This is a genomic window from Pseudoduganella sp. jia 12 (assembly GCF_055502675.1).
On the sequence record NZ_JBUXKP010000008.1, the window covers coordinates 17744 to 36662 of the forward strand.

The 18919-nt window shown below is 65.7% G+C and carries 13 protein-coding genes; 10 read left to right on the forward strand and 3 right to left on the reverse strand.

Features of this window, described 5'->3' with window-relative positions; all coding sequences use genetic code 11:
- From ACY65G_RS18305 to ACY65G_RS18315, 3 genes are all read right to left on the reverse strand, one after another.
- Nucleotides 1-3315 (reverse strand): DEAD/DEAH box helicase, encoded by a 3315-nt coding sequence (locus tag ACY65G_RS18305; RefSeq protein WP_464998730.1) that lies wholly within the window; start codon nt 3313-3315, stop codon nt 1-3.
- Between the two features lie 119 nt (nt 3316-3434).
- Nucleotides 3435-5015, reverse strand: a complete 1581-nt coding sequence (locus ACY65G_RS18310) for a carboxylesterase/lipase family protein (RefSeq protein ID WP_464998731.1) — start codon at nt 5013-5015, stop codon at nt 3435-3437.
- 328 nt (nt 5016-5343) lie between these two features.
- The gene (locus tag ACY65G_RS18315; protein ID WP_464998732.1) at nt 5344-7338 is read right to left on the reverse strand and encodes an alkyl/aryl-sulfatase; all 1995 of its coding nucleotides are present in this window, start codon (nt 7336-7338) and stop codon (nt 5344-5346) included.
- 545 nt (nt 7339-7883) lie between these two features.
- Between ACY65G_RS18315 and ACY65G_RS18320 the strand changes: the two genes are divergently transcribed.
- The 10 genes from ACY65G_RS18320 to ACY65G_RS18365 all read left to right on the forward strand — a co-directional run bounded on the left by ACY65G_RS18320 (nt 7884) and on the right by ACY65G_RS18365 (nt 18912).
- A complete protein-coding gene (locus ACY65G_RS18320) occupies nt 7884-8099 on the forward strand; it encodes a TOBE domain-containing protein (protein WP_130186902.1) in 216 nt (71 codons plus the stop codon).
- Nucleotides 8100-8176: 77 nt separating this feature from the next.
- Nucleotides 8177-9322 (forward strand): sigma-54 interaction domain-containing protein, encoded by a 1146-nt coding sequence (locus tag ACY65G_RS18325; protein ID WP_464998733.1) that lies wholly within the window; start codon nt 8177-8179, stop codon nt 9320-9322.
- Between the two features lie 203 nt (nt 9323-9525).
- Nucleotides 9526-11049 carry an amidohydrolase family protein gene (locus tag ACY65G_RS18330; protein WP_464998734.1) on the forward strand — a complete coding sequence of 508 codons (1524 nt, stop codon included), beginning with the start codon at nt 9526-9528 and terminating at the stop codon, nt 11047-11049.
- 242 nt (nt 11050-11291) lie between these two features.
- Entirely contained in the window at nt 11292-12647 is a 1356-nt protein-coding gene (locus ACY65G_RS18335) for an LLM class flavin-dependent oxidoreductase (RefSeq protein ID WP_464998735.1), read from the forward strand.
- A gap of 211 nt (nt 12648-12858) precedes the next feature.
- Nucleotides 12859-14427, forward strand: coding sequence for a porin (locus tag ACY65G_RS18340; RefSeq protein WP_464998736.1), 1569 nt, complete (start codon nt 12859-12861; stop codon nt 14425-14427).
- A gap of 18 nt (nt 14428-14445) precedes the next feature.
- The gene (locus ACY65G_RS18345; protein ID WP_464998737.1) at nt 14446-15540 is read left to right on the forward strand and encodes an ABC transporter substrate-binding protein; all 1095 of its coding nucleotides are present in this window, start codon (nt 14446-14448) and stop codon (nt 15538-15540) included.
- A 46-nt stretch (nt 15541-15586) separates the two neighbouring features.
- Nucleotides 15587-16483 carry an ABC transporter permease gene (locus tag ACY65G_RS18350; protein ID WP_464998738.1) on the forward strand — a complete coding sequence of 299 codons (897 nt, stop codon included), beginning with the start codon at nt 15587-15589 and terminating at the stop codon, nt 16481-16483.
- 9 nt (nt 16484-16492) lie between these two features.
- Nucleotides 16493-17263: an ABC transporter permease gene (locus ACY65G_RS18355; protein ID WP_464998739.1), complete on the forward strand. Its 771-nt coding sequence runs from the start codon at nt 16493-16495 to the stop codon at nt 17261-17263.
- Nucleotides 17264-17280: 17 nt separating this feature from the next.
- A complete protein-coding gene (locus ACY65G_RS18360; RefSeq protein ID WP_464998740.1) occupies nt 17281-18108 on the forward strand; it encodes an ABC transporter permease in 828 nt (275 codons plus the stop codon).
- A gap of 12 nt (nt 18109-18120) precedes the next feature.
- Nucleotides 18121-18912 (forward strand): ABC transporter permease, encoded by a 792-nt coding sequence (locus tag ACY65G_RS18365; RefSeq protein ID WP_464998741.1) that lies wholly within the window; start codon nt 18121-18123, stop codon nt 18910-18912.
- Nucleotides 18913-18919 lie beyond the last annotated feature (7 nt).

Sequence of the window (18919 nt, forward strand, 5' to 3'; positions counted from 1 at the left end):
TTATCCAAGAATCGCCCGCAGCTCCTCTGCGCCGAACCCCGGCCCCAGGCCGCCTTCGGCATCGATCACGGCATGCGCCAGCTCGCCCTTGCGGCGCTGCATCTCCTGGATCTTTTCTTCCAGCGTGCCGCGCGCGATGAGTTTGTAGACGAACACCGGCTGTTCCTGGCCGATGCGCCACGCGCGGTCGGTGGCCTGGTTTTCGCTGGCGGGGTTCCACCAGGGATCGTAGTGAATGACCGTGTCGGCCGCGGTGAGGTTCAGTCCCACGCCACCCGCTTTCAGGCTGATCAGGAACACCGCGGCGCTGCCCTGCTGGAAGGCAGCGATCGGGGCGGCACGGTCGTCGGTGTCGCCCGTCAGTGTGACGAACTCGACAGCACGAGCCCGCAGCACCTCCGCGATCAGCGCCAGCATGCTGGTGAACTGCGAGAACACCAGTACCTTGCGGCCCTCGCTCAGCAGCGTATCGAGCAGTTCCATCAGCGTGTCGAGCTTGGCCGAACCGGTGGCGGCGGCAGCGGCTTCATGGTTCTTGAGCAGGCGCGGGTCGCAGCACACCTGGCGCAGCTTGAGCAGCGCATCGAGGATCACGATCTGGCTGCGCGCCAGGCCCTTGCGGTCGATCTCGTCGCGCACCTTGCGGTCCATGGCCACGCGCACCGTTTCGTACAGGTCACGCTGGGCGCCGCCCAGGTCGACGGGCAGCACGATCTCCGTCTTGGGCGGCAGTTCGGTCGCCACCTTGTCCTTCGTTCGCCGCAGCATGAACGGCTTGATGCGCCGCGCCAGCAGATCCTTGCGCAAGGTGTCCCCGCCGTGCTCGATCGGCTTGCGGAACACGGCATTGAAGCCCCGTTCGTCGCCCAGCAACCCCGGCATCAGGAAATGGAATTGCGACCACAGTTCGCCCAGGTGGTTCTGCACCGGCGTACCGGTCAGGCACAGGCGATGCCGCGCGTCGAGCAGGCGGGCCGTCTGCGCCGCGCGGGAACGGCTGTTCTTGATGTATTGCGCTTCGTCCAGGATCAGCAGGTGGTAGCGCTGCTGGCGCAATGCGGCTTCGTCGCGGGACAGCAGCGGATACGTCGTCAGCACCAGGTCGGCCTGGCCGATGGCGTCGAACAGCGCCGCCCGGTCCTTGCCATGCAGGAGCAGCACGCGCAGGCCGGGGGCGAAGCGCGCGGCCTCGGCCTGCCAGTTGTCCATCAGGCTCGTCGGCGCCACCACCAGCGCCGGCGCATCGAGCCGGCCCGCTTCCTTTTCGGCCAGGATATGGGCCAGCGCCTGGATCGTCTTGCCGAGCCCCATGTCGTCGGCCAGGATGCCGGCGAAATCATGTTCGCGCAGGAACTGCATCCAGGCCTGGCCCTCCCGCTGGTAAGGGCGCAGCGTGGCCCGCAGGCCGGCCGGTGCGGCAGCGGGCACGAGGCCGGCAAAGCCGTCGAGCTTTCTGGCCAGTTCGCGCAGGCGTTCGCCGCCGACCCAGCGCAGCTGCGCGGCCCGTTCCAGCTCCGCCAACCGGGCCGCATCCATCACGGGCAGGCGCAGCCTGCTGCCCAGACGCTCGGTAAAATACAGCTCGCCCAGCGTAGTCAGGATCGGCTTGATGCGGTTCCACGGCAGGGCGACGCGCCCGCCCTCGGGCAAGTCCATGAGGATCTCGCTGTCGTCTGCCCTTGCGGCCAGCGCCGCGGCATCGAAGTCGTAGGGGGCCCTGCGGATCAACTGCAGCAGCAGCGGCAGCAGCGCGTGGCGCTTGCCGTCGATGAAGAACCCGAGTTCGAGGGCGAACCAGGCGTTGAATCCTTCGCCTTCCTCGTCCAGTTCGGCATACCACTCCTGCGGCTCCTGGAAGTCATAGCGGAAACCGCTTTCCATCTCGACCTGCCAGCCGGCGGCGCGCAGGCGCGGCACGCCATGGCGCACGAAGTCGAACCAGTTGGCCGGATCGGACAGGCGCAAGGCGCCAGGCAAACCGTGCGATGGCGATTCGTCCGCTTCGCCGAGGAATCCAAGGCTGGCGAGCATGGCGCATGCCGAACGTTCGGCATCCGCGTCGCGTTCGACCAGTTCGATCGCATCGCCCGTCATCCGGCGCAAGACCGCGGGGGCCGCGCCGGTGACCGGCATGCCGTCGTAATCGAAGGACAGCACGGCCTGATCGTCCCACCATGTCTCGCCACGGAAGTCGGCAGGCAGGCTGTCGAGCACCAGGCGCGCTACCGGCACGATATCGCGGCGCAGACGGCTTTCCAATTCCACCGGCATGGGCAACAGCCGGTCCAGGCCTTGCCCGGCCAGGCGCTCCGCCATGCCGGCACGCTGCTGCGGCGCCAATGGCGGGGCCGCCGCGACCAGGCCCAGCAACGCGTCGAGCGGCACCGCGGCCAGTTCCTGCGGCAGTGCCAGTTCGCCCAGCATGTCGCCCTCCAGGTAGTGCGCCGGCTCGGTGGCCAGGACATGGCCGGCCGGCATGCCGTCGTCGAAGCGCCAGCCCAGCCGCACCTGCTCGCTGCCCGTTCCGTCGCCATGCCAGCCGAGCGCGGCGCGCCTTGGCGGCCCCGGGCGAACAGGTACCACGTTACCGTTCTTCAGTTCGGCAGCCGAGCGGGCGAACAGCAGGCGGTCCTGCGCGCACAACTGGACCAGCAGGCGGGCGCCGATCGTGCCGGCGGGCCGGATATCGCCGGCATACATGCTGCCGGTGCGCAGCGCGGACAGCAGGCGCACCGGCTCTTCGTCCTCCCGCCGCAGGTAGTTCGGCCGCATGGAAAGCAGACTGTACAAATCATTGTGCAGGGTGGCGGCGACGATGCTGCCGTTCTTGCGCAGGCGGGCCTTGCACAGGTTCAGGCGCAGCAGGCCATCATCGCCGTCCGGCATCAGCACGTAGATGAGCCTGTATTCCGGGCCGCGCGCCGGTCCGGCAGCGGAACCGCGCTGCGCGAGGGTTTGCGCAAGGGTTTGCGCAACGCGGCCCAGCCACAGCTCGGCCCTGGGCGGCAGGGCCGAGGGCGATACTTCGGGGATCGGCTTGCTGTCTTCCATGCTGGCCAGCAGTACCGCCACCACGTGCTTGCAGTTGTGGTCCATGGGGCACGTGCAGTCGCCGTCCACGTGCACGCCACGCCGGCCCGGCTTCAGGTAGATGGTTTGCTCATAGACCTGGTGCCCGCTACCCTCGACTTCGCCAAGGAGAACGTCGTCGTCCCACAGCACGCTGGCGACCCTGCGCCGGCGCGCGTAATCCTCGCCGCGTGCAAAGGTGCCGGAATCGAACTGGTGCCGGATGTCGTCGATGGAAAAATGCATGGGAGATGGCAGCGTAAGGAAGTGCGCAAGGGAGTGCGTCATTATCCCCGACTGGTGGCAAGCCCCGGCCGGCACCTCCGCTCAGTACCGCCGCTCAGTAATTTCGTGCAGTATTTTCTTTAACTTCCCGGCTGCACGTAAGGCACCTTGGCAAAGATCCGCCGCTCGGCACCGCGCGGATCGTCCTCCAATCGCGGCGGCACATCGAAGATCATGGTCTGACGGCGTTCCATGCCATAAGGTTCCCAACGCGGCATGAGCGGATGATTTGGATCACCGCTGCGCGCGAACGCGATGAGCGCCTCGCTCATCATGTCCGCCATCGCCTGCGCCTGCGGGCCGATGGCCGTGGCGCCCGGCTTGCCGATATTGTCGAACACGAGCTGGATATCGGAAGCATGCGGCGCGCCGAACTTGCCGCCGTCCTTCGGCGTCGCCCAGTCGAGCTGGTAGACGAAGGCGGGGCTGCCGGACTTCGCCCGTTCTTCCGCCTCGATGATCGCGCCGCGCCAGGAACGCGAGGCGGTGGTGATCTTGAACAGCAGGTCGCTGGCGGACAGCTTCGGGTACAGCCTGCGGTAGGCGGCGATCACCGCTTCGGGCTGGATATCGACGCGCATGTTCGGCACGAGCTTCGCGGGCAGCTGGTCCCACGCCAGGTTGAAATTGGCCGGGTCGCCGCCCAGGAAGGCGCGCGTTTCGTCGTGCGTGTTCCCGATCATCATCGGGATATGGGCCGATTGCGCCGGCGCGTCCGGATAGAAAGGGTGGCGCAGCAGGTTGCGTTCGTCCAGCACCGGCGCGAACGATACACCGCTGTAAGGCAGCACCGGGTCGCGCGTGCCCAGCACGGCGACAATGCGTTGATACGGCATCGTGCGGATGTCGTCGACGCGGCCCGCCGGCACCTTCAATGCATCGAGCACCGCCTGGGCGCGCAGCGTGGCGTTGAGCGGGCCGCTGGCCGTCACCTGCTGGCCGCTCATCGTGGCCGCGCGGTGGAACAGGCCGGCCGCTGCGGGCATCGCCATCAGCGTGGCGATCTTGGCACCGCCGCCCGACTGGCCGAACACGGTCACGTTGCCCGGATCGCCGCCGAATTCACCGATATTGTCGCGCACCCATTGCAACGCCAGCACCAGGTCGAGCTGCCCCGCATTGCCGGAATCGGCAAAGTGATCGCCGCCATGGCGTGCCAGGTACAGGTAGCCGAACGCGTTGAGGCGATGGTTCACGGTCACCACCACCACGTCGCCGCGGCGGCACAGCCGCACGCCGTCGTACAGGGGGCTGGAACCGGATCCGTTGTTGTAGGCGCCGCCGTGGATATAGAACATGACCGGGCGCTTCGCCCCGTCGCGCAGGCCTGGAGTCGATACGTTGAGGAACAGGCAATCCTCGCTTGTCGCATCCTCCCGGCTGGACTGCGGCGACGCCGCGCCATGCTCGAGCGCGTCGCGCACGCCGCTCCAGCGCTCGGGCGGCAGCGGCGCCATGAACCGCCGTGGCGCCGTGTCCGCGCCATACCGGATACCCTTGAACACATTGATGCCGTTGTCGCGATAACCGCGCACCTGGCCATGGCGGGTGGTGGCGACCGGCGACGCACCGGCGGCGTGGGCAAGGGTTTCCAGGCCCAGCGCGCCACTGGCGGCCAGGAGGGATTGCTGCAGGAAGGCGCGTCGCTTCAGTTCGGGCATGGCTGGCGGTCACGAAGTTGGTCCAGCCACCAGCTTAGCCGAACAAGACGTGGCCTGACCAATTTGCAGCCCTGAAAACACCGTAAAAACAAAAAACGCCACGGCAAGTGGCGTTTTTCATGAGGGGCGCAGGCGCCGCATCAGAAGATCAGGTAGATCAGGACCAGGACAACCGCCGGAACACCGAGCAGCCAGGCGAGCAGATATTTACCCATGATGATTCTCCTTTCAGATGAGGTATCGATATGGCTCCATCATGCCGGGCGATGGCGACGCCGTCGGTACGCTACTGCACCGTGCGCCATCAATTACTCCTCCTTGCGCTGCGTTACTTGACGGTACGCGGCAGCACGAGGGGAAACGTTGCCGGGGCCGTTTCGATCACGCCCAGCAATTCTTGCAGCTGGGCTCGGTCTCCTTCCAGCCAGACGGTGCCGCCGGCAATGGCATCGCGAACACCGCCGGCCTGCGTGAGGATGCCGGCCAGCGCGTCCTTCGACAGGGTCAGCGTGGCGCCGGCGCCCGGGTCCTGCCTGCCTTTCACATAGGTGAGCGCCGCGTTTTCCAGATTGAGGATGTAGCGCTCGTCGCTGTCCGTGAATGCCCAGTTGATACGGATGTGCTTTCCTTCGGCCAGTTTCGGATCGATCCGCACGCCAAGATAGTCGAAGATGTTTTCCACGCTCAGCGCCTTCAGGAGCTCGGCGTTCTGGCTGAAGACGCGGCCTGCGGGGGGACCGTCACGCAGCTCCTGCGCGCCCGACAGGTAGGCGTTGCGCCAGGTCGAGGCCTCGGCCTGGTAACCGAGTTGCTCGAAGGCGCGTGCCGCCAGTTCGCGCGCGGCACGGTTCTCAGGATCGGACTGCACCACCAGATTCGTGACCTGGGCCACCCAGCGGTAATCCCCTCTGTCGAAGTCGGCCTGTGCCCGTTTCAGTACCGCCTCGGCACCCCCCATGTAGGCCACCGTGCGCGCAGCCGCGTCGGCTTTCGGCAATGGATCGAGGTTGGCCGGGTTGGCGTCGTACCAGCCCAGGTAGCGCTGGTACACGGCCTTGACGTTGTGCCGCACCGCGCCATACACCCCGTGCGTGGACAAATCCTGTTCCAGGCTGGCGGGCATGCGTACCTGCTCGGCGATTTCGTCAGGGGTATATCCCTTGTTGGTCAGGCGCAGGGTCTGGTCGTGGAGGAATTTGTAGGTGTCGCGCTGCCGCGCCAGGAACCCGGCAAGCCGCTCGCTGCCCCATACCGGCCACATGTGCTGGCTGATCAGTACATCGCTGCGCTTGCCGAACCGGTCCAGCGCTTCGTTCAGGTATTTCGCCCAGCCGTTCGCGTCACGCACCTGCGCGCCGCGCAGCGGCAGCAGGTTGTGCAACGTATGCGTCGCATTCTCGGCCACGTTGAATACCCGGAACTGCGGGAAGTAAAGATTCATCTCGGCGGGCGCCTCGGTACCCGGCGTATTCTGGAACACGATATCGATGCCGTCGATGCGGCGTGTCTCCAGCGGCTGCGAGACGGTATCCGTCGGGCCGATGAGCGTGATCGAGCCCCCCGTCAGCCCCTTGCCGAGGCCCGCGTCGACGAAGCCTCGCGCATTGCGCGGCAGGTTGCTGCCGAACTGGTACTGGGAGCGCCGGTACATCGCATTCCCGGCCAGGATGTTTTCACTGACCGCTTCCGCGAGGAAGCCGGCGGGGGCGATGACCGCCACCTTGCCGGCCTTGACGTCCGCTTCATCGATGACGGCGCGCACGCCGCCGAAATGATCGGCATGGCTGTGCGTATAGACCACGGCGATCACGGGCTTGCGCGGCCGGTGCCGGTAATACAGGTCCAGGGCGGCCCTGGCCGTTTCCGTGGTGGTCAGCGGGTCGATCACGATCAGGCCATTGTCCCCCTCGACGATGGTGACGTTCGAAAGATCGAAGCCGCGCACCTGGAACACGCGGTCCGTGACCTTGAACAGCCCGTGGATGGTATTGAGGCGCGCGTGGCGCCACAGTACGGGATGCACGCTGTCCGGCGCCTCTTCCTGCTGGAGAAAGGCGAATTGTGCAAAGCTCCAGACCACGCGGCCGTTGGCGTCCTTGATCGCCGGCGCATCGGTGGTGCCGATGAAGCCACGCCGGGCATCGTCGAATGCCTGTTTGTCCGCCAGCGGCAGGTGCGCGCCCACGGCAGCATGCAGCCTGGCCGTGGACTCGGTGGCCGGCTGGGGGATGGCCATACCCGCCACACCAGCCGCACCCGCCGGAACGGCAAGCACGAATGAGGTCGCCAGCAGGGCGGCATTGCGCTGGAATGTCTGGTTCATGGAATCCGTTTCTGTGGATGCGAAATGAATGCAAAAAGGGCTCGCGGGCCGGGCGCACGCATCATACGAAGGCGCACTGCGGGCTCCAACGATATTGTCCCAATATGCAAATTCCGGCGCCGCTTCCATGCATATGCGGTTTTCATGCTAGCGCCCTGGCGCCTCGTTCCGCTTCTTTATTCGCTGCGCGTATAAACATCGGCAAAACGATTAGTTCTTATTTTTCAGGCATTTCTTTAACCTGAAGCTCTACTGAAATCGCCGGGGACCAGGACCAATGCAAACGATAGCCGTCCATTCCATGCCAAAGCCGGGCCACCGGGCGATTCGCGCATGCAGGATGCGGGCGCGCTGTAGCACCCGGGCCTGACGCCTTTCTTTCACCTTGACCGTGCCTCGCCATCCTGTGGCGAACAAACGCCATCCACCCGATGGCCACGACGGCTCATGCCCGCACCAGGGCACCGGGTCGCCAGGCACGCCCCGCCGGTATTCGCCAGCATCCCTATCCGCATTTTTTTTACAGCTCACCACAAGGAGAATCCATGAGCATCAAGGCAATCAACGTCCGTAACCAGTTCCGCGGCAAGGTCAAGGAAATCATCGACGGTCCGGTCGTTTCGGAAGTCGATATCGAAACACCGGCCGGCATCGTCACGTCGGTCATCACCACCCGTTCCGTGCGCGACCTCGGCCTGGCGCCCGGCGTGGAAGTGGTGGCGCTGGTGAAGGCTACCGAAGTGTCGATCGCCAAGCTGTAGCTCCCCGGGGCCGCGCGGTGACACGCGCGCCCGCACCGCATTTGTACCCGCATTTATCCCCTTCATTGCGAGGCACTGTGAACAAGGTACTGACTTTTCCCGATTCGTTCGGGATGGCGCTGTCGATCCGCGCCAAGGCACTGTTATTCCACGACCCCCGTTCCCTTGCATTGCTCGAGCAGGTGGAGCGGGTGGCGCGCAGCGATGCCACCGTGCTCGTCATCGGCGAGACGGGCACCGGCAAGGAACTCGTCGCCCGCCATATCCATGCGCAGAGCGAACGGAGCGGCCCCTTCATCGCCGTCAATTGCGGCGCCTTCAGCGAATCGCTGATCGATGCGGAATTGTTCGGCCACGAAACGGGCGCCTTCACCGGCGCCACGCAGGCCCGCGCCGGCTGGTTCGAGGCCGCCAATGGCGGCACGCTGTTCCTCGACGAGATCGGCGACCTGTCGATGGCCCTGCAGGTCAAGCTGCTGCGCGTGCTGCAGGAGCGGCAGGTGGTGCGCCTCGGCTCACGCCGGCCGATCCCGCTGGACGTGCGGCTCGTTGCCGCCACCAACGTCGACCTGCACAAGGCGATCGCCGCCGAGCGGTTCCGCTCCGACCTGTATTACCGGCTCAGCGTGGCCACGGTGAACCTGCCGCCCCTGTACGAGCGGCCCGGCGATATCCTGCCGCTGGCGCGCCACTTCATCGGCCTGTATGGCGAGAAGATGAAGCTGGACGATGTCGAACTGGGCGACGACGCGGCGAGCGCCCTGCTGGCCTACGACTGGCCCGGCAACATCCGCGAGCTGGAAAACGTCGTCCACTATGCGCTGATCGTGTGCCGCCAGGGCCGCATCCGCGCCGACGACCTGCGCATCGGCGCGCGCCTGCCCGGCAGCCGCTCGGCAGCACCCATCGCCCCCACCCTGCAACCGGCGCCGGTCCATCACGCCAGCACCGCCGCACCGGAATCAAGCCTCGACCGGCTCGACGAACTGTTGAACGACCTGGTCGAAGCGGGCGAGCCCGCGCTGTTCGATACCGTCGAAGAGCGCCTGATCCGCGCCGCGTTTTCCGCCTGCGAACAGAACCAGGTGCAGACCGCGAAGGCGCTGGGCATCAGCCGCAACGTGCTGCGCACGCACCTGAAGCGCTTTGGCCTGATCGGCAACGAGCCTGGCGGCACGCTGCCCGATACCCGGCCTTTCCACCGCATGTCCGCTACCCTGTGATCTTCCGGCGCAGCCGCGCCGGAATCTTTTCTTCCCTTTCTTTCTTCCCGCTGTTGCGCCCCTGTGCGCCAGCCAGCACGCACTGTGCGGCAAGCAGCAGCCCGGCCGCTCCACAGACCGTTTTACCCGCTTTTTTGCATGGCACGAATGCTGCAATGGACACGGTAGCGCCGCCCCGACCTCAACATCCATTGGAGAACACCGTGAACGACCGCCTCGACCGCATCAAAGCTTCCCCCTCCGTCGCCGTCAAGCAGAAGCTCGATTTCCCCGTCATCGATACCGATGTCCACACCAACGACTACACGCCCGACCTCGAGGATTACGTGGCCAACTATGGCGGCGTGAAACTGGTCGACGCGCTGCGCAACGCATCGGCTTCGCGCATCGGCCGCGGCTTTATCGGCAACGGCAAGAACTGGTACGAGCAGACGCCGGAGGAACGCCAGTACTACCGCACCATCCGCGCGCCGTGGTGGGCACGCGTGACGAAGAACACGCTGGACGTGGCCACGTACCACCTGCCGGAACTGCTGTACGAGCGCCAGGAAGAGCAAGGGTCGGACTATTCGATCCTGTTCCCGAACAACGTGCTGGCACCGCTGGGCGTGCGCGACAGGGACGACCGCATCGCGCTGCAGCGCGCCATCAACCACTACCACGCCGACCTGTATCGCAAGTACAGCGATCGCCTCACACCGGTGGCCGGCATCGGCCTGCACACGCCGGAAGAAGGCATCGCCGAGCTGGAATTCGCGGTGAAGACGCTGGGCCTGAAAGCCGTCAACATCGCCGGCAGCGTGCGCCGTCCGATCCGCGCGCTGGCCGACAGGTACCCGGCCGCCGACCATCCGGAACTGCAGAAGTACATCTCGTACCAGGACTTCTACGGCATCGACAGCGAATACGACTACGACCCGTTCTGGGCCAAGGCCATCGAGCTGGGCGTGCCGATCCTCACCCACTACGGCAGCCAGGGCTGGACGGGCCGCAGCTCGATCAGCAACTACATGAACAACCACATCGGCCACTTCGCCGACGGCTCCGAAGCGTTCGCCAAGGCGCTGTTCTTCGGCGGCGTCACGAAGCGCTTCCCGCAGCTGCGCGTGGGCCTGCTCGAAGGCGGCGCGGACTGGGGGGCGCGCGTGTTCACGCACCTCGTCGACCGCTGGGAAAAGCGCAGCCTGGAAGGCCTCAAGAACTACGACCCGGCCGCCACCGACCGTGCGCTGCTGACCGACCTGTTCGCCCGCTACGGCGCCGACCTGACGAAGGGCCGCTCGATCGACGGCGAAGACCTGATCCGCGATACGCTCGGCGCCCACTACACGCACGGCTCGCGCCAGCCGCAGGGCCTGGAACTGGAAGACTTCGCCAAGGCCGGCATCGAGAAGGTGGAAGACATCAAGGCACAGTGGGTCGACAACTTCTTCTTCGGCTCCGAATCCGACGACCGCACGATCGCCACCGCGTTCAACGACAAGTCCAACCCACTCGGCACGAAGATCAACGCGATCTACTCGTCCGACGTGGGCCACTGGGACGTGCCCGACCTCACCGACGCGCTGGCCGAAGCCTATGGCCTCGTCGAGCAGGGCGTCATCAGCGAAGCGGACTTCAAGGCCTACGTGTTCACCAACCCCTACAAGCTGTACACCGAAGCCAATCCCGACTTCTTCAAGGGCACCGCGGTGGAAGCCAAACTGAAAGCCAGCACCTCCCGCTGACCACATTAACCAAAGCCGAGCCCGTGTTGCCGGCCTATAGCCCGGCTGCCTGGCAGCCGGACCATGGTCTGGCAACACGGGCTCAACAGCATCGCAGCAGAGTGAAATCGAAGGCGAAAAGTCAACGTTGACCACGGCCGAGCCCGTGTTGCCGGCCTATAGCCCGGCTGCCTGGCAGCCGGACCATGGTCCGGCAACACGGGCTGAACAGCAATTCCATTACCTCATTTCGGAGAAAATTCATGTCTCAGCGCAAGATGCGTCTCGGCGCGTTCATCATGGCCACCGGCCACCACATCGCCGCCTGGCGTCATCCCGGTTCGCAACCGGATTCGGGCGTCAACATCGACCATTACATCAAGGTCGCGCAGACCGCCGAGCGCGGCAAGTTCGACCAGGTGTTCGTGGCCGACAGTCCGGGCGTGGCCTACCGCGGCCAGGATAACGAGGCGTTCAGCCGGCAGGGCCGCGTGTCGTACTTCGAGCCGGTCACGCTGTGGTCGGCGCTGTCGGTGGTCACGAAGCACATCGGCTTCGTTGCCACGGCATCGACCACGTATGAAGATCCGTTCCTGCTGGCCCGCAAGTTCGCCTCGCTCGATCACATCAGCAAGGGCCGCGCGGCGTGGAACGTCGTCACCACCGGTGCCGACTCCGTGTACGGCAACTTCGGCCTGGAGGCACACCCGGATCCGGAAATCCGCTACGAGAAAGCCCACGAGTTCCTCGACGTGGTGAAGGGCCTGTGGGACAGCTACGAGGACGACGCGTTCTCGCGCGACCCGGAAAGCGGCGTGTACTTCGATCCGGACAAGCTGCACGCGCTGAACCACCACGGCAAGTACCTGAAGGTGGCCGGCCCGCTCAACCTGGAGCGTTCGCCGCAGGGGCAGCCGGTGATCGTGCAGGCGGGTTCGTCGGAACCGGGCCGCGAGCTGGCCGCCGCCACGGCCGAGGCGATCTTCACCGCGTGGACCAGCCTCGAAGAAGCGCAGGCGTTCTACAGCGACGTGAAGGGCCGCCTGGCAAAATATGGCCGCCGCCCTGACCAGCTGCTGATCCTGCCCGGCATCTCGCCCGTCATCGGCCGCACGCAGGAAGAGGCGGAGGCGAAATGGGCCGAGCTGCAAAAGCTCATCCACCCTTCCGTGGGCCTCGACACGATCGCGCGCTTCTGGCCCGGCGAGGATCTGACGAAGTGGGATCTCGATGCCCCGCCGCCCTACTACCCCACGCCGCCGGCCGGCAAGAACAGCCGCCACCACGTGGTGATCGAACTGGCCCGCCGCGAACGGTTCACCGTGCGCCAGCTGTACGAATACCTGGCCGGCGCACGCGGCCACTGGGTGGTGGTGGGCACGCCGCAAAAGATCGCGGACGAGATGCAGAAATGGTTCGAGAACGGCGCGGCCGACGGCTTCAATGTGATGCCGCCGGTGCTGCCGCAATCGCTGGAGGAATTCGTCGACCTGGTGATTCCGGAGCTGCAGCAGCGCGGCCTGTTCCGCACCGAGTACGAAGGCACCACGCTGCGTGAAAACCTGGGGCTGGACAAGCCACAGAACCGCTTCGCCATCAAGGCCGCCAAGGCCGCCTGATCGTTTCCACACCGCGAAGCCAGGCTCATGGTCAATGAGCTGTTGGCTTCGCAACAGCACCGCCGCCGGTTGCTGGCGATGTGCTGGCGAATCGACAGGCAACACCATAAAACCCGCCGAAAATCCCGCGAAAACGCCCCGAAAAGGTTGGCACGGAACCTGCGTAGTAAAGGCAAACAGCAGTGAACCGTCAACCCATCAGGAGCATTGTTTGAAGTACCTACATCGAAGAATCTGCAGCGTCGCCGGCCTCTTGACGATCGCCGGCGCGGCCCAGGCAGCAGGGCAAAGCAACGAGGACCTGCAGCGCCAGATCGAGGAACTGAAGGCCGTCGTCAAGACCTTGCAGCAGCAGGTCCAGGCCCAGTCGGCACCGGCCGCGCGCACGTCACTATCCACCTCGTCGGTAACCTCCTCGGCCACGTCGGAAACGGCAGCCAAGGCCGGCGCCACCGCTGAGAAAACCACCATCGGCCCGGCGATCGCCGACAAGGCCGATCCCGGTGCGCCAGGCGTCGACATCGCCGCGAATACCGGCACGGACACGCAGGGCCCGGACGCCCCGCAGGTCGCTACCAAGGCCGATATCGACGGCCTGCGCACCGACCTGGAAAACTACAAGTACGAGCAGAAGCGCAACCGCGAAACGAAGACGGCGCTCACCACGCGCGGCACCACCATCGGCGGCAGCGTGCAGGCCCGCTACACGTCGCAGGATCCGGCGGTGCGCACCGGCAGTACGGCCACGGCAACGGACCGCTCGTCGAGCTTCGACATCCCCCAGGCCACGCTCAATTTCGCGGGCAGCCTGTACCGCGATTACTCGGAAGGGCGCAACCTCGATTACCGCCTGGCGTTCGCCTATGCGAAGAACAGCCCGGGCACCGACGGCAGCCAGCTCAATGCCACCGACGCCTACATCCGCTACAGCCCCCTGCCCACGCTGACCGGCCTGGAAGACCCGCGCCTGACCATCACGCTGGGCCAGCAGCAGATCCCGTTCGGCCTGGAAGCGCAGATCGGCGAGGAACTGCGCCCGGTGATCAACAACGCGCAATTCCTCGGCGGCCTTGGCGTCGGTACCCGCCAGATCGGCCTGATCGTGCGGGGCGACTACGACCCGTATGTCGACTATGGCTTCAACTACCGCGCACCGCTGCTCGAGTATGCGTTCGGCGTCGTCAACGGCAGCGGCCCGAACAAGTCGGACGACAACAACCACAAGGACTACATGGCCCGCGTCGCGTTCACGCTGCCGGTCGATTACTACAGCGTATTCCGTGAGCTGAAGTTCGGTGCCTCGGCCTACAAGGGCAAGAAGAACCTGACCGCCGGCACAGGGACAAGCGCGACTGTCGTCGGCCAGGGCAAGCGCGACCGCTACGGCTTCGACATCTACTACAACCACGCGCCGTTCGGCATCACCTACGAGTACGTGGAAGGCCGCGACGCCGCCGCCAGCAATGCACCCGACATCAAGTCGCGCGGCCAGTACCTGACCGCCTTCTACACGTGGGGCGAGCAGTGGATCGCCAGCTCGCGTGCCCAGGCGAAGTACGACGATTTCTGGCCGAAGTCCTACCAGCTGTTCGCGCGCTACGACACGTTCGATCCGAACACGGCGCTCGTCAACGACAGGACCAAGGCCGCCATCCTCGGCTTCAACCTGTTCTTCGCCGAGACCACGAAGTTCCAGCTCAACCTGAACCACTACGACTACCAGAACCCGGCGCAACGCAGCTCGAACGAGTTGCTGGCCCAGTTCCAGTTCGGCTTCTGACCATCACAGGATATCGCCATGAAATCGTTACGTCGCCACACCATCACCGCCCTGCTGGCTGCCGTCGCCGCCGGCACGCTCTCCCTCGCCGCGCCGGTCGCCTTCGCGCAGGACAAGCCAAAGGTCATCCGCATCTCGTATTCGAGTTCCGGCACCGGCGGGCGCCCCCTCACCGGCGGCACGTCGATCGCCACCGCGCACCAGCAGGGCGTGCTGGAAAAGGAATTTGCCAAAGATGGCATCAAGATCCAGTGGACCTTCAACCCCGGCGCCGGTCCTGCCACCAACGAGCAGCTGGCCAACGGCCTGGCCGATTTTGCGCACCATGGCGACCTGCCGATCATCATCGGCCGCTCCACGGGCCTGAAGACGAAGATCCTGCTGTCGTACACGCGTTTCGGCCCGTCGTACATCACCGGCCCTATCGACTCGCCAGCGAAATCGCTGGAAGACCTGAAGGGCAAGCGCCTGGCCGTGTTCAAGGGCACGGCCAGCCAGCTGGCGCTGGGCCGCATTTTGAAAAAGCATGGCCTGACCGAGCGTGACTTCAAGACGGTCAGCATGGATGGCGACACGCTGCGCGCGGCGATCGCCACCAAGGATGTCGACGGCGGCTTCATCGCCCCGTTCGACCTGGAGGCGCGCGGCGTGGGCAAGGTGATCTATTCGACGGGCCCCGATCCGGAACTGACGTCGCAGGGCGTGTTCTGGGTGTCCGAGGACTTCGAGAAGAAATACCCGGACATCGTGCAGCGCGTGGTGACGGCGCTCGTCAAGGTCACGGCCTGGAGCTCGGAAGAGAAGAACCGCGAAGCGCAGTACAAGCTGTGGTCGAACTCCGGCACCAGCTACCACGAATACCAGAAGACCTTTGCCGACGTGCCGCTGAAGTGGCGCCTGTCGCCGCTGCTGGACGAGTACTTCACCGAGAACCTGAAGAAGTCGATCGTGCAGGCAAAGGAATTCCGCCTGATTCGCCGCGACGTGAGCCTGGATGGTTGGCTGGCGCCGAAGTACCTGAACACGGCGCTGAAGGAGCTGAAGCTGGAAGGCTACTGGCCGGAGTTCAACGCCGCCGGCAAGCCGAAGACCACGCAGGTGGCGCAGAACTGAACCCGCCCTTCACTGCCTGATCGATGAAAACCACGATAAAACCGCGATGAACACCGTTCCCTCTACTGCTGCCCCATTGGCGCACGTGGTTCCCCGCACCACGGCAAGCACGGCACCGCACACGGCATCCGACGCAGCACCGAACGCTCCCCTGCGCTGGCAGGCCCTGGCCACGCAGCTCGGCACGCGCGCCTTCGACATCGCCGCGGGCCTGATCCTGCCGCTGCTGCTGCTCGGCCTGTGGCAATACGCCGTCGACCAGCACTGGCTGGCCGAACAGATCCTGCCGGCGCCCGCGCTGGTCTGGCAATCGCTGGTCGAGCTGTGGGACAACGGCGACCTCACGGCGAACCTTGCCATCAGCCTGTCGCGGCTGGGCTGGAGCCTCGCCATCGGCGGCGGCGCCGGCTTCCTGCTCGGCATCGCGATGGGCATCTCGCCCACGATAAAAGCCTATGTGTATCCGGGCTTCCAACTCGTGTCGCAATTCCCCGTGATCGGCTGGGTGCCCCTTTTGATCATCTTCGCCGGCATCGGCGAGGCGCTGAAGATCGCCGCGATCTCGATCGCCGTCGTGGTGCCGGTGGCCGTCAACACGTTCAAGGGCATCCGCAACATCCCGCGTGCCTTGCTGGAAGTGGCGGCCGTCTACAAGTTCACCTTCTGGCAGAAGGTGCGGCGCCTGGTGCTGCCGGCGGCGGCCGGCGGCATCTTCAACGGCCTGCGCCAGGGCGTCATGCAGGCGTGGCTGTCGCTCGTGTTCGTGGAGCTGCTGGCGTCGAGCGAAGGCATCGGCTACCTGATGGTGTGGGGCCGCCAGCTGCTGCAGCTCGATATCGTGGTGGTCGGCATGATCGTCATCGGCGCCGTGGGCATCGTGCTCGATCGCCTGCTGGCCTGGGGCGAGGCGCGGCTGCAAGGCTGGCAACGCCGCGCTTACTGAGGAACCCTGATGAAAACATTGCGTGATATGGACCTGCGCGGCTTCGTGCTGCCGCTGGCCTTCCTGCTGCTGTGGTATGTGGTGACGGCCATGCAGCTGGTGAATACAAAGCTGATCGTGCCGCCCGGCGCCGTCGTCGACAGCGCCTGGCAGGTGATCACCAGCGGGCAGTTGCTCGCCGGCCTGCAAGCGAGCCTGGCACGCGACATCGCCGGCTTCGCCGCCGGCAGCACGGCCGGCATCCTGTTCGGCCTCTTGCTGGGCGTGTCGCGCTGGGCCGAGCGCCTCGTCGGCCCCACCTTCCATACGTTGAAGCAGATCTCGCTGTTCGCGTGGTTGCCGCTGCTGTCCACGTGGCTGGGTACCGGCGAGGCCGCGAAGATCCTGTTCATCGCGCTGTCCGCCTTTTATCCGGTGGCGCTCGGCACGTTCGAAGGCGTGCGCAGCGTGACGCGGGCGCAGGTCGAAGTGGCGCGCGTGCTGGGCTTCGACCGCCGGCAACTGGCGTGGCGCCTGATCCTGCCGGCCGCCGCACCGCAGATCGCCACTGGCCTGCACCTGGCGCTGCTGTACGCATGGCTGGCCACGATCGGCGCCGAATATCTGCTGGGTTCTTCCGCGCAGGGCATCGGCAGCGTGGTCATCCGCGGCAAGGCGACGTTCCACGTCGAACTGATCATCGTCGGCATGCTGCTGATCGGCCTAGTCGGCATGGTGCTGAACCGCCTGGCCACGCTCGTCGAATCGCGCGTGCTGCACTGGCGCGGCCCGGTCCACTAACCCTTCGCGGAACCTTCATGTCGACACTCACCCTTGCCCTGCCTGTCGCAGCGCCGAAGCAGCCAGGCCGGCTGCTTCGCTGGAACGACAGCCTGACGCGCTTCGCATTGTCCTGGCCTTTCCCCCTTGCGGTGCTGCTGCTGTGGTACCTGGCCGCCGAATTCGAATGGCTGCCGCCGCAGATCCTGCCGCCGCCCGGCATGGTGGCCGCCACCTTCGTCGACCTGGTGCGCGCCGGCGAGCTGCCGGACAACCTGCTGATCAGCCTGTGGCGGGTGCTGGGCGGTTTCCTGGCCGGCGGCCTGGGCGGGATCGCGCTCGGCATCGCCATGGGCCTGTCGCCGACGGCGCGCGATTACCTGTACCCCACCTTCCGCCTGATCGCGCAGGTGCCGTCGCTCGGCTGGCTGCCCCTGCTGATGATGCTGGTGGGGATCGGCGAGGCATTGAAGATCATCCTGATCTCGAAGGCCGCCTTCGTGCCCATCACGCTCAATACCTGCAAGGGCCTGCAAGGGGTATCGAACCGCTTCATCGAAGTGGCCCGCGTGTACCGCTTCACGCGCTGGCAGCTGCTCACCAAGGTGGTGTTCCCGGCGGCGCTGCCGCAGATCTGGAACGGCATCCGCTATGGCCTCACGCATGCGTGGCTGGCGCTGGTGGCCGTGGAGCTGCTGGCATCGTCCGAGGGGCTGGGTTTCATGATCGTGTATGGCCGCCAGCTGTACCAGCTCGACGTGGTGCTGGCCGCCGTGGTCGTGGTCGGCGCGATCGGTTTCGCGCTCGACAAGATCCTGGCATTGATCGAACAACGCCTGCTGCGCTGGCGGCGCGACGGCTTCTGAACGGAAAACGCCATGACGACCTTGACCAACACCACCGACCTGCGCCGCGTGCTGCGCGGCGCCGCACTCCCGGCCCTGCTGTTCGCCATCTGGTGGGCCGTGTTCCGCTTCGGCTGGACCGATACCGTGATGTTCGTGCCCATCGAAAAAGTATGGGAGACGGCCGTGCGGCTGTCCGGCAACGGCTATCTCTGGACTTCGCTGGGGGCCTCGCTGGCGCGCGACCTGGCCGGCTTTACGCTGGGCAGCACGGTCGGCTTCGCCGTCGGCATCGCGCTGGGCCTGTCACGCCTGCTGGAAAACCTGGTCGGCCCCACGCTGCACACGATCAAGCAGATCTCGCTGTTCGCCTGGATCCCCCTGATCTCCGTGTGGTTCGGCCTGGGCGACACGGCCAAGGTGGTGTTCCTGTCGCTGGCCGCGTTCTTCCCCGTGGTGCTGAACACGTTCGAAGGCATCCGCAGCGTGCCGCGCGAGCTGATCGAGGTGGGCCGCGTGTTCGCGCTCTCGCCGGCGCAAATGCTGCGCCGCGTGGTGCTGCCATCCGCGCTGCCGTCGATCTTCAACGGCGTGCACCTGGCGCTGATCTACGCATGGCTGGCCACGCTGGGCGCCGAGTACCTGCTCACGTCGGGCATCGGCATCGGCAACCTGCTCACCGATGGCCGCGAGCACCTGTGGATGGACCAGGTGCTGCTCGGCATCGTCCTCGTCGGCGCCGTCGGTTTCGTACTCAATTTCATCGCCAACCAGATCGAAGGGCGGCTGCTGCGCTGGCGCGGCACGTCGACCGGACAGTACTGAACATCAG

Excerpts from the sequence above, each read along its gene's own strand:
- ACY65G_RS18305 (WP_464998730.1), bottom strand. The coding sequence starts at position 3,315 with ATGCATTTTTCCATCGACGACATCCGGCACCAGTTCGATTCCGGCACC.
- ACY65G_RS18310 (WP_464998731.1), bottom strand. The coding sequence starts at position 5,015 with ATGCCCGAACTGAAGCGACGCGCCTTCCTGCAGCAATCCCTCCTGGCC.
- ACY65G_RS18315 (WP_464998732.1), bottom strand. The coding sequence starts at position 7,338 with ATGAACCAGACATTCCAGCGCAATGCCGCCCTGCTGGCGACCTCATTC.
- ACY65G_RS18320 (WP_130186902.1), top strand. The coding sequence starts at position 7,884 with ATGAGCATCAAGGCAATCAACGTCCGTAACCAGTTCCGCGGCAAGGTC.
- ACY65G_RS18335 (WP_464998735.1), top strand. The coding sequence starts at position 11,292 with ATGTCTCAGCGCAAGATGCGTCTCGGCGCGTTCATCATGGCCACCGGC.
- ACY65G_RS18345 (WP_464998737.1), top strand. The coding sequence starts at position 14,446 with ATGAAATCGTTACGTCGCCACACCATCACCGCCCTGCTGGCTGCCGTC.
- ACY65G_RS18350 (WP_464998738.1), top strand. The coding sequence starts at position 15,587 with ATGAACACCGTTCCCTCTACTGCTGCCCCATTGGCGCACGTGGTTCCC.
- ACY65G_RS18355 (WP_464998739.1), top strand. The coding sequence starts at position 16,493 with ATGAAAACATTGCGTGATATGGACCTGCGCGGCTTCGTGCTGCCGCTG.
- ACY65G_RS18360 (WP_464998740.1), top strand. The coding sequence starts at position 17,281 with ATGTCGACACTCACCCTTGCCCTGCCTGTCGCAGCGCCGAAGCAGCCA.
- ACY65G_RS18365 (WP_464998741.1), top strand. The coding sequence starts at position 18,121 with ATGACGACCTTGACCAACACCACCGACCTGCGCCGCGTGCTGCGCGGC.